This is a genomic window from Streptococcus sp. 10824 (assembly GCF_013276595.1).
Lineage (GTDB): Bacteria > Bacillota > Bacilli > Lactobacillales > Streptococcaceae > Streptococcus > Streptococcus pseudopneumoniae.
Genome location: NZ_VMLH01000026.1, coordinates 1 through 11250, shown reverse-complemented (window position 1 = coordinate 11250; position 11250 = coordinate 1). Strand labels below are relative to the sequence as shown.

The window sequence follows — 11250 nt, the reverse complement described above, 5'->3', positions numbered from 1 at the left end:
TAGGAGCCCCTGCATAAGGACGATAGAGGTAGCGGTCGATTCCTGTTTCATCAATATATACGATTGGTAAATCGTTTAGGTTATCCAAAATATCAAGAAACTCAGATACTTTCTCTGGGTCTTGTTCCTTAAAGCTCGTCATCTTTTTTTGAAGTGACCTTCATCTGCTTTAAAGCTGCCCATACTGAAGGGACAGCACAATCAAAATGTGCCGCAATTTCCCGTAAAAAAGCATCTGGATAAGCCTCTACAAAGGATTTCAATTCCTCTAAAGGAATCTTTCGGTTTTTGACGACTCGCTTTTTCCTCTCTAAGTGTCCTTGTTCACGTAAGTTCTTTTCCCACGTGAAGAGAGTTCTGACGCCAACATCAAAAACCTTGGCTGCCTCGACATGGCTGTGCCCCTCTTTGATGTAATCTAATGCTCGCTGTTTAAAATCTGTACTATATGCCATAGCTTTATTATAGCATGCTTGTTTGAAACTAAGCAACTATACTATGCGTTTTTCTTATTTTAAGATTTTTACCTCAACTCTCTTTTAGTATTTAACGCAGTTAATAAGGTCTATAATAGTCTAATTTAGGTAGTAAATTTGTTCCTATTCTGTCAACTTTTCCTATTTTTTATCTTATTGAGGTTGGTATTTGTACAATTCAGGAATTATTAATGATTAATTAAAATTTTTTGTTAGAATAAGTTCATAAAAAAGAAAAGGAGTATTTGATCATGTTACAAAAAATTTATGAGCAGATGGCGGATTTTTATAGAAATATTGAAGAAGAGTATGGTACTGTATTTGGTGATAATTTTGACTGGGAACATTTTCATTTTAAATTTTTAATTTATTATTTAGTGAGATATGGTATTGGGTGTCGTAGGGATTTTATCGTTTACCATTATCGTGTTGCTTATCGTTTGTATCTTGAAAAGATGATAATGAAACAAGGTTTTATTTCTTGTTGAGATAGTCTGAGTTAATTTCCGAACAAATTTACTTTTTTATGGAAAGATAATAATAAATAGCTGCTTATTTTTCTAAATCATTTTTTAATAGTTGGAAATAGCAAATCTTTCTATTGTTTCTTCTTGATAAAAAGGCGATTTTTTCTTATAATAAATTGTAAGATATAATTGCAGGTGAGAGTCCTGCCATGTATGTGAGAAAGGAAGAGCCTGAGGGCTCAGACAAGATTATGACTTCAGTTGTTGTTGTAGGTACCCAATGGGGTGATGAAGGTAAAGGGAAGATTACAGACTTCCTTTCAGCGAATGCAGAAGTGATTGCACGTTACCAAGGTGGTGATAATGCAGGTCACACGATTGTGATTGATGGTAAGAAGTTTAAATTGCACTTGATTCCATCTGGGATTTTCTTCCCTGAAAAAATCTCTGTTATTGGGAATGGTATGGTTGTAAATCCTAAATCTCTTGTAAAAGAGTTGAGCTATCTTCATGAGGAAGGTGTTACAACTGATAACTTGCGTATTTCTGATCGCGCGCATGTCATTTTGCCTTATCATATCGAGTTAGATCGTTTGCAAGAAGAAGCTAAGGGCGACAATAAGATTGGGACTACAATCAAGGGAATTGGTCCAGCTTATATGGACAAGGCTGCTCGTGTGGGAATTCGTATCGCCGATCTTTTGGATAAAGACATTTTCCGTGAGCGTTTAGAACGTAACCTTGCTGAAAAGAATCGTCTTTTTGAAAAATTGTATGATAGTAAAGCTATCGTCTTCGATGATATTTTTGAAGAATATTACGAATATGGTCAACAAATCAAGAAATATGTGACAGACACGTCCGTCATTTTGAATGATGCGCTTGATAATGGTAAACGTGTGCTTTTTGAAGGTGCACAAGGTGTTATGCTAGATATTGACCAAGGGACCTATCCATTTGTTACTTCTTCAAACCCTGTGGCTGGTGGTGTGACAATTGGTTCTGGTGTCGGTCCAAGCAAGATTGACAAGGTTGTAGGTGTATGTAAAGCCTATACGAGTCGTGTAGGAGACGGTCCTTTCCCAACTGAGTTGTTTGATGAAGTGGGAGAACGTATCCGTGAAGTAGGTCATGAATATGGTACAACAACTGGTCGTCCACGTCGTGTGGGATGGTTTGACTCAGTTGTGATGCGCCATAGTCGTCGTGTTTCTGGTATTACTAATCTTTCATTGAACTCTATCGATGTTTTGAGTGGTTTAGATACTGTGAAAATCTGTGTGGCCTATGATCTTGATGGTCAACGTATTGACTACTATCCAGCTAGTCTTGAGCAATTGAAGCGTTGCAAACCTATCTATGAAGAGTTGCCAGGTTGGTCAGAAGATATTACTGGAGTTCGTAATTTGGAGTATCTTCCTGAGAATGCGCGTAACTATGTTCGTCGTGTGAGTGAATTGGTTGGCGTTCGTATTTCTACTTTCTCAGTGGGTCCTGGTCGTGAACAAACAAATATTTTAGAAAGTGTTTGGTCCTAAGAGATTTTTAAGATTTGTTTAAGATAGGTCGGGTATACTATAGACAGTTACAAGAAGACCTCCTAACTTGTTGTAACGAATATCCTAAACTTTTCTTTTTCATAATAATCTCCCTATAAAGTCACCGCATTTGGTGGCTTTTTTTGTCTTGGGATTCATGATATAATAATAAAATCGATAAGTAGTAAAAGGGAAATTGATGAATTATACAGTTGAAGAAAAAGAAGTCTTTATGAGGGAAGCTTTGAGAGAGTCTGAGATTGCTCTTGAACACGATGAAATTCCAATTGGTTGTGTGATTGTCAAGGACGGAGAAATCATTGGCCGTGGGCATAATGCGCGTGAGGAACTGCAGCGAGCGGTTATGCATGCGGAGATTATGGCCATAGAGGATGCGAACTTGAGTGAGGAGAGCTGGCGCTTGCTGGACTGCACACTTTTTGTGACCATTGAGCCGTGTGTCATGTGTAGTGGGGCGATTGGGCTTGCCCGTATTCCAAACGTGGTCTATGGGGCTAAAAACCAGAAATTTGGCGCTGCTGGAAGTTTGTACGATATCTTGACAGATGAGCGTCTTAACCATCGTGTAGAGGTTGAAATAGGAATTTTGGAAGATGACTGCGCAGCTATCATGCAGGACTTTTTTAGAAATAGACGGAAAAAATAATTTTGCTTTTAAAATGAATAGGAATGTGATATAATAAATAGTGGAGCAACAGTTCTGCGTGAAGCGGGTCAGGGGAGGAATCCAGCAGCCCTAAGCGATTTGAATTGTGTGCTCTTTTTTTCGTGCTTTTTCCGAATAAATAAGATAGAATAATCTAGAATAAATGATAATAGAAAAGAGAAGATGATGAAAATTCGTGGTTTTGAATTGGTTTCTAGTTTTACAGATGAGAATTTATTGCCCAAGCGTGAGACAGCTCATGCGGCTGGTTACGACTTAAAGGTTGCTGTGCGTACGGTTATTGCGCCAGGAGAGATTGTATTGGTTCCGACAGGGGTTAAGGCTTATATGCAACCGACAGAGGTTCTCTACCTATATGATCGTTCTTCAAACCCTCGTAAGAAGGGCTTGGTTTTAATTAATTCAGTTGGCGTTATTGATGGGGATTATTATGGAAATCCTGGAAACGAGGGGCATATTTTTGCGCAGATGAAGAATATCACAGACCAAGAGGTTGTTCTTGAAGTTGGAGAACGTATTGTTCAGGCTGTCTTTGCTCCTTTCTTAATTGCAGATGGCGATGCGGCTGATGGCGTTCGAACTGGTGGATTTGGTTCAACAGGGCACTAGAATGAAGATTATCTTTGTACGTCACGGGGAGCCAGATTATCGTGAGTTAGAGGAGCGTTCTTATACGGGATTTGGGATAGATTTGGCGCCCTTATCTGAGAAGGGACGGCAGCAAGCTCAGGAACTGAGCACCAATCCTTTACTCTTTTCAGCTGAAATAATCGTATCTTCTGCAGTCACAAGAGCTTTAGAAACGGCTTCTTATGTGGTTTGTGCTACGGGACTTCCTTTGAGAGTGGAGCCATTATTACATGAATGGCAGGTCTATGAAAGTGGCACAGATAATTTTGAAAAAGCTCGCACTATGTTTCTAGAAAATAAGGGGGAGTTACTTTCTAATAGTCCTATTCGATATGAGACAGCTGCGGAGATGAAGTCTCGTTTTCTAGCATGTATGGCTAAGTATCGAGAATATCAGACTGTGGTAGTTGTTGCTCATCGAATGCTCATGCGCCAGTTTGTGCCAAATGAGAAGATTGATTTTTGCCAAGTGGTTGAGTGTGAATTAGAGATATAGAAAGAGGTTTATCATCGCAAAGAAAAAAGCGACATTTGTATGTCAAAATTGTGGGTATAATTCACCTAAATATCTGGGGCGTTGCCCCAACTGTGGGTCTTGGTCTTCTTTTGTAGAAGAGGTTGAGGTTGTCGAGGTCAAAAATGCGCGTGTGTCTTTAACAGGTGAGAAAACCAAGCCCATGAAACTGGCTGAAGTGACCTCCATCAATGTCAATCGAACCAAGACAGAGATGGAGGAATTCAACCGTGTACTTGGAGGCGGAGTGGTACCAGGAAGTCTCGTCCTCATAGGTGGGGATCCTGGAATTGGGAAATCAACCCTTCTCCTACAAGTCTCAACCCAGTTGTCCCAAGTGGGGACTGTTCTCTACGTCAGTGGGGAGGAGTCTGCTCAGCAAATCAAGCTACGAGCAGAGCGCTTGGGTGATATTGATAGTGAGTTTTATCTTTATGCAGAGACCAATATGCAGAGTGTTCGTGCTGAGGTGGAGCGTATCCAACCAGACTTTCTCATTATTGACTCCATCCAGACTATTATGTCTCCTGAGATTTCAGGGGTGCAGGGCTCTGTTTCTCAGGTGCGTGAGGTGACGGCTGAACTTATGCAGCTGGCTAAAACCAATAACATTGCCATCTTTATCGTAGGTCATGTGACCAAGGAAGGAACATTAGCTGGGCCTCGTATGTTGGAGCATATGGTGGATACGGTACTTTACTTTGAAGGGGAGCGTCACCATACCTTTCGTATTTTGAGAGCGGTCAAAAACCGTTTTGGCTCCACTAATGAGATTGGGATTTTTGAGATGCAGTCAGGTGGCTTGGTTGAGGTTCTTAATCCGAGTCAAGTTTTCCTAGAAGAGCGTTTGGATGGAGCGACTGGTTCGTCAATCGTTGTGACCATGGAAGGGACGCGTCCGATTTTGGCGGAGGTTCAGGCTTTGGTGACACCGACCATGTTTGGAAATGCCAAGCGTACGACGACAGGCCTTGATTTTAACCGTGCTAGCTTGATTATGGCTGTTTTAGAAAAGCGTGCAGGGCTTCTCTTGCAAAATCAGGATGCCTATCTCAAATCTGCTGGTGGTGTTAAATTGGATGAACCTGCCATTGACTTGGCTGTTGCAGTTGCTATTGCTTCGAGCTATAAAGACAAGCCAACTAATCCTCAGGAATGTTTTGTAGGAGAACTTGGTTTGACAGGAGAGATTCGGCGCGTGAATCGTATTGAGCAACGCATCAACGAAGCTGCTAAACTGGGCTTTACTAAGATTTATGTACCTAAGAATTCCTTGACAGGAATCACTCTGCCTAAGGAAATTCAGGTCATTGGCGTGACAACGATTCAGGAAGTTTTGAAAAAGGTCTTTGCATAATCCGTGACAAATTCTCTTAAAAATGATAAGATAGGAGAAATATTTGACTATCAAATTTTCAAGGAGGGAATCGTGTCGTATTTTGAACAGTTTATGCAAGCTAATCAGGCTTATGTTGCCTTACATGGGCAGTTAAATCTGCCACTTAAACCCAAAACAAGAGTAGCTATTGTGACCTGTATGGACTCTCGTCTGCACGTTGCACAAGCTCTGGGCTTGGCACTTGGGGATGCTCATATCTTGCGGAATGCAGGTGGTCGAGTGACTGAAGACATGATTCGTTCGCTAGTTATTTCCCAGCAACAAATGGGGACAAGAGAGATTGTGGTATTGCACCATACAGACTGTGGTGCTCAGACCTTTGAAAATGAACCTTTTCAGGAGTATTTAAAAGAGGAATTAGGTGTAGATGTGTCAGACCAGGACTTCTTGCCCTTCCAAGATATAGAAGAGAGTGTACGCGAGGATATGCAACTGCTTATCGAGTCTCCCCTAATACCAGACGATGTCACTATCTTTGGTGCCATTTACAATGTTGATACAGGAAGTATGACAGTCGTAGAATTATAAATACTTCATTTAGAAAGAAAGTGTATGAAGAAAAGCAGTATTTTATTTATTTTTATTTTATTGCTATGTATTGGTTTACAGTATGAAACCATCTACTATACGGACGGTTCGAGGTCAGGTGCGGAATATGGACTAATGGGAGTTTCTATCTTTCTAGCTCTCTTTTACATGATTCCGGCTCTTTATTTTCTCTTCCGTATTGGGAAAAAATGGGAATTCCCAAAGAACGCCTTGATTTTGTCTTTATTGGGTGGGATGTTCCTTTCAGGCTGGTTATCTAGCTTTGCGAATACCTATATCCATGATTTGCTGGGTATGCTTTTCCCAGATAGTCCATTTTTAAATGCCTTTGAAAGTGCTATTGTGGCTCCTTTGGTAGAAGAACCCTTGAAATTATTGACACTTGTTTTTGTTTTGGCTTTGATTCCTGTGCGAAAATTAAAATCTTTGTTTTTACTTGGAATTGCTTCCGGTTTGGGATTCCAAATGATTGAGGATATTGGTTATATTCGTACGGATTTGCCAGAGGGCTTTGACTTTACTATTTCGCGAATTTTAGAGCGTATCATCTCAGGAATTGCCTCTCACTGGACTTTTTCAGATCTAGCTGTAGTAGGTGTTTACTTGCTTTACAGAGCCTATAAAGGGCAGAAGGTTGGCAAGAAACAGGGTCTTATTTTTCTAGGTTTAGCCTTGGGAACTCACTTCTTGTTTAACTCTCCTTTTGTTGAATTGGAGACAGAGTTGCCTTTAGTGATTCCAGTGGTTACGGCTATTGCTCTCTATGGTTTTTATCATGCTTATTGCTTTGTTGAGAAACACAATGAGTTGATGACCTAGAATATTTTTCAAAAGAATGATGCAAGGGTACAAATATGGTGCCCTTCTTTTATTTTTGATTGAAAAATAGTGCAAAAAGCGCTACAATGGTAGATGGAAAATCTTGTGAAAAGCACAAGCGATACATATATACCGGAGGAAATCATGTCTTTTTCTGATTTAAAGCTGTTTGCCCTTTCTTCTAATAAAGAATTGGCAGAACGTGTGGCGCAGGAGATTGGGATAGAGTTGGGGAAATCAAGTGTTCGCCAATTTTCAGATGGAGAGATTCAGGTCAACATCGAAGAATCAATCCGAGGGAAACACGTCTTTATCCTACAATCAACTAGCTCGCCTGTAAATGACAATCTGCTTGAAATTTTGATTATGGTGGATGCTTTGAAGCGTGCGAGTGCAGAATCTGTCAATGTTGTCATGCCTTACTATGGGTATGCACGTCAGGATAGAAAGGCGAGAGCGCGTGAGCCAATCACTTCAAAACTTGTCGCAAATATGCTTGAAGTAGCTGGAGTGGATCGTTTATTGACCATCGACTTGCATGCTGCGCAAATTCAAGGATTCTTTGATATTCCTGTGGATCATTTGATGGGCGCTCCTCTGATTGCAGATTATTTTGAGCGTCGTGGTATGGTTGGTTCTGACTATGTGGTTGTCAGCCCGGACCATGGAGGGGTGACTCGTGCTCGTAAGTTGGCAGAATTTTTGAAAACATCTATCGCTATTATTGATAAACGTCGTAGCGTTGATAAGATGAATACTAGTGAAGTTATGAACATCATCGGTAAGGTTGAAGGCAAGACTTGTATCTTGATTGATGATATGATTGATACTGCTGGAACGATTTGTCATGCGGCAGATGCTCTTGCGGAAGCTGGTGCTGTTGAAGTCTATGCAAGCTGTACGCACCCAGTTCTTTCTGGTCCTGCTACGGACAATATCCAAAAATCAGCTATTAAGAAATTGGTTGTTTTGGATACTATCTATCTGCCAGAAGAGCGTTTGATTGATAAGATTGAGCAGATTTCAATCGCTCATCTTCTAGGGGATGCTATCGTACGTATTCATGAAAAACGACCACTTTCTCCACTTTTCGGTATTGAGAAAAAAATTTAATGACCAAGCCTGAGATGGTTCTCAGGTTTTTTCGTCTTTTTTCCGAATAAATATAGTCAATTGAAACAAGAACAAGACAAAAGAGCCTCGTAAAAGGTATTGCAACTTGGTAATACCTTTTTGAGATGCTTTTTGATATGAGCCCATGTCTTCTCAATAGGATTGTACTCAGGTGAGTAGGGAGGAAGGGGTAAAAGTTTATGCCCAAACTCTTCACACAAGAATTCTATTCTAGCTATTCTATTGGAATCTTGCATTATCCATAATAATAACTGAGGGTGTATTTAATGTCGGTAAGAGAAATTTCTGAAACCAAGCTTCAAAAAAGTCGCTCGTCATTGTTTCTTGGTAAGTTATTGGAGCGATTAACTCACCATTTGTTAGCCCTGCAACCAAAGAAATCCCCTGATATCTTCTTCCAGAGACTTTACCTCCTATTAACTGACCTTTTGATGAGCAACCATATTCTCGATAAAAGTAAGTATCGAATCCTGTTTCATCAATATAAACAGGTGCTAAGTGCTTTAAACTATTAAAATTCTTAAGAAATAAGGATACTTTTTCTGGGTCTTGTTCATAGTAGGTGTGGTTCTTTTTTTCGAGTGTACCCCATAAATTTGAGCGCATAGTGGATAGTAGTTGGATGACAGCCAAATTCAGAAGCTATTTCAGTCAAATAAGCGTCTGGATTGTCAGTAAGATAGTTTTTAAGTCTATCTTTATCAACTTTTCTTGGTTTTGTTCCTTTTACTTGATGGTTTAGCTCTTCTGTTCCCTCTTTTAGCCTTAACCAGCCATAAATGGTATTACGTGAGATTTGGAAAACCTGTGATGCTTTTGTTATACTACCTGTTCGCTCACAATAGCCGAGAACTTTTTTACGAAAATCTATTGAATATGCCATAAGAAGATTATACAACATTGTGTACTGTTTTTGGTTCATTTTACTATAGATAGAAGCAGTGAATCTAGCAAACCTAGATTTAAAAATGTGCTATAATGAAAGGAGAGAAAGAATGATTCTCAGACATCCGGGCATTAGCTCAACCAATGATTTGGACGCTAAGAAAATCTTTAGCAATCCAGAAATCACTTGTCAATTTATCCGCGATATGTTGGATTTACCAGCCAAAAATGTGACCATTTTGGAGGGAAGTAATATTCACGTCTTGCCTTCTCTGCCCTATTAAGCACAAGATTTCTATACCAGTATTGATGTCTTGGTGGAGTTGGATAATGGAACCCAAGTAATCATTGAAATTCAAGTTCATCATCAGAATTTTTTCATCAATCTCCTGTAGGCTTACTTGTGCAGTCAGGTCAATCAAAATCTAGAAAAAATTCGCCAATAAGAAGGAAACGCTCACCAAAGTTATAAACACATCGCATCAGTATACGCAATAGCTATTGTGGATAGTAATTACTTTCAGGATGATTAAGCTTTTCATAGCTTTAGTATGCGAGAGGGAACGACAGGTGAAGTCTTAACCATCACAAACAATGGACAGGAAAACCATCTAGTCAAGATGGTATTCTTGGAATTAAAAAATACAGAGAAACCAGCAAGGATAGCGTTCGCAAGCCATGGTTGGAGTTTTTCGGGAATAAACCCTTTACCCAGCGCCCCGAGCGAGCCATCAGCCAAGCAGACCAACTGCTAGATTACAAGAGCTGGTCCGAGGAGGACAGGAAAATGTTTAGTCAACTACGTATGCGTGAAGAACAAGCCTTACTCGCTCATGACTATGCATTGGAACAAGCGGAGGAAAAAGACTTAGAGCGTGGTCGTGCAGAGGGGATTGAACAGGGACTGGAGCGTGGTCTTGAACGTGGACGAGCTGAAGGGATTGAACAAGGGCGAGAAGAAGGCTTGGAACGTGGGAAACTTTTTGCCTTTCTGGATATGGTTCGCCAAGGACTTCTGACTTCCGAGGTTGCCAGCCATCAGCTGGGTATGAGCGTCGCTGAGTTTGAGTCCTTGCTATGAGGTCACATTTTTTTAATATAGTAGAAAGTTAATGAAATGGCGAGTTATTTCTAAAATACTTGTCATTTTTGCTTGACATTTGGAAGGGGGATAGGATAATACCATAGAAGTGAGTTCTGTCCAACTATCGATATGGATTAGATATGTGAAGTTTGACTCAAAGTTTAAGAAATTTGTGAGATTTTCACTTGGGAGATACGGTATTTGAAGGGTATTTCATCTCACAAAGGTGTTTTTTCAACCTTTTTTGAAAAAAATGAAAGCTCTTCTAGGCATAAGAAAACACCTCTGTGTTATACTTGTTGTTCAACCACAAACACAAGAAAGGCACAGAGATGCAAGACAATTATACTACAAAAGCCAAACAAAAGAAGGAAAATCAAATAGAGAAATTGCCTCTTTGCTTGGAAAAGCTCCTCAAACTATCCACACTGAAATCAAGCGTGAGACAGTCTGACAATGTCTTGGAAAAGGGCGCTTCAAAGAGGTTTATTCTACCGACTGTGCTCAACAGTCTTATGAAAACAATCGCAGGCGCTCGGTCAAGAAATCAAGCTTAACCAAAGAACTAAAGGAAAAGATTCTCCACTATCATAATCAAAAGTTTTCTCCTGAAATGATGGTTATGGCTAAAGGGGTTAACGTGGGAATTTCAACCATTTACTATTGTATTCATAATGGAAAATTGGGATTAATACTAGACTAAAATCAAAAAGCATTATATAATAGTAATATGAAATCAACTAAAGAAGAAATCCAAACAATCAAAACACTTTTAAAAGACTCTAGTACAGCTAAATATCATAAACGCCTTCAAATCGTTCTATTTCGTCTGATGGGTAAATCTTATAAAGAGATTATAGAGCTTTTAGACTGTAATCAAACAACGATTTGGCCAACTGTAAAAAAATATGAGGAGTTCGGACTCGACTCTCTCCTTCAAGAAACACGTGGTGGTCGTAACCATGCATATATGACAATTGAGGAAGAGAAAGCCTTTCTTGCCCGTCATTTGAAGGCTGCAGAGGCAGGAGAATTTGTTACAATTGATGCCTTATTTCAGGCTTATA

10 protein-coding genes, 1 other RNA gene and 4 pseudogenes are annotated in these 11250 nt (G+C 39.8%); 13 read left to right on the top strand and 2 right to left on the bottom strand.

Annotation, left to right across the window (positions count from 1 at the left end):
* Nucleotides 1-455: pseudogene (locus HT701_RS02970) on the bottom strand (IS630 transposase-related protein); the annotation flags it as partial.
* Nucleotides 456-727: 272 nt separating this feature from the next.
* On the opposite strand from HT701_RS02970, the gene comW reads away from it, so the two are divergent.
* The 10 genes from comW to HT701_RS02920 all read left to right on the top strand — a co-directional run bounded on the left by comW (nt 728) and on the right by HT701_RS02920 (nt 8193).
* Nucleotides 728-964 carry a sigma(X)-activator ComW gene (gene comW / locus HT701_RS02965; RefSeq protein WP_000939541.1) on the top strand — a complete coding sequence of 79 codons (237 nt, stop codon included), beginning with the start codon at nt 728-730 and terminating at the stop codon, nt 962-964.
* A gap of 230 nt (nt 965-1194) precedes the next feature.
* Nucleotides 1195-2481: an adenylosuccinate synthase gene (locus HT701_RS02960; RefSeq protein WP_014017167.1), complete on the top strand. Its 1287-nt coding sequence runs from the start codon at nt 1195-1197 to the stop codon at nt 2479-2481.
* A gap of 199 nt (nt 2482-2680) precedes the next feature.
* Nucleotides 2681-3148 carry a tRNA adenosine(34) deaminase TadA gene (tadA, locus tag HT701_RS02955; protein ID WP_001110115.1) on the top strand — a complete coding sequence of 156 codons (468 nt, stop codon included), beginning with the start codon at nt 2681-2683 and terminating at the stop codon, nt 3146-3148.
* 32 nt (nt 3149-3180) lie between these two features.
* Nucleotides 3181-3278: signal recognition particle sRNA small type (gene ffs, locus HT701_RS02950), an RNA gene on the top strand.
* Nucleotides 3279-3334: 56 nt separating this feature from the next.
* Nucleotides 3335-3778 carry a dUTP diphosphatase gene (locus HT701_RS02945; protein ID WP_000701986.1) on the top strand — a complete coding sequence of 148 codons (444 nt, stop codon included), beginning with the start codon at nt 3335-3337 and terminating at the stop codon, nt 3776-3778.
* Nucleotides 3738-4295: a histidine phosphatase family protein gene (locus HT701_RS02940; RefSeq protein WP_162199287.1), complete on the top strand. Its 558-nt coding sequence runs from the start codon at nt 3738-3740 to the stop codon at nt 4293-4295. The genes HT701_RS02945 and HT701_RS02940 overlap by 41 nt, the downstream gene beginning before the upstream one ends.
* Nucleotides 4296-4305: 10 nt before the next feature.
* Nucleotides 4306-5670 carry a DNA repair protein RadA gene (gene radA / locus HT701_RS02935; RefSeq protein ID WP_162199288.1) on the top strand — a complete coding sequence of 455 codons (1365 nt, stop codon included), beginning with the start codon at nt 4306-4308 and terminating at the stop codon, nt 5668-5670.
* 72 nt (nt 5671-5742) lie between these two features.
* Entirely contained in the window at nt 5743-6240 is a 498-nt protein-coding gene (locus HT701_RS02930) for a carbonic anhydrase (RefSeq protein ID WP_007285146.1), read from the top strand.
* A gap of 24 nt (nt 6241-6264) precedes the next feature.
* Complete coding sequence (locus tag HT701_RS02925; protein WP_050236577.1) at nt 6265-7080, top strand: PrsW family intramembrane metalloprotease; 816 nt, start codon at nt 6265-6267, stop codon at nt 7078-7080.
* Between the two features lie 144 nt (nt 7081-7224).
* Entirely contained in the window at nt 7225-8193 is a 969-nt protein-coding gene (locus HT701_RS02920) for a ribose-phosphate diphosphokinase (protein ID WP_000010164.1), read from the top strand.
* A gap of 56 nt (nt 8194-8249) precedes the next feature.
* Here the strand turns inward: HT701_RS02920 and HT701_RS02915 are convergent.
* Nucleotides 8250-9097, bottom strand: a pseudogene (locus HT701_RS02915) (IS630 family transposase).
* A 112-nt stretch (nt 9098-9209) separates the two neighbouring features.
* On the opposite strand from HT701_RS02915, the pseudogene HT701_RS11400 reads away from it, so the two are divergent.
* The 3 genes and pseudogenes from HT701_RS11400 to HT701_RS02895 form a co-directional block, all read left to right on the top strand.
* Nucleotides 9210-10180 (top strand): annotated as a pseudogene (locus HT701_RS11400) (PD-(D/E)XK nuclease family transposase).
* 295 nt (nt 10181-10475) lie between these two features.
* Nucleotides 10476-10874: pseudogene (locus HT701_RS02900) on the top strand (helix-turn-helix domain-containing protein); the annotation flags it as partial.
* A gap of 39 nt (nt 10875-10913) precedes the next feature.
* On the top strand, nt 10914-11250 hold a 337-nt coding region (locus HT701_RS02895; protein WP_172929773.1), incomplete at its 3' end, for a helix-turn-helix domain-containing protein.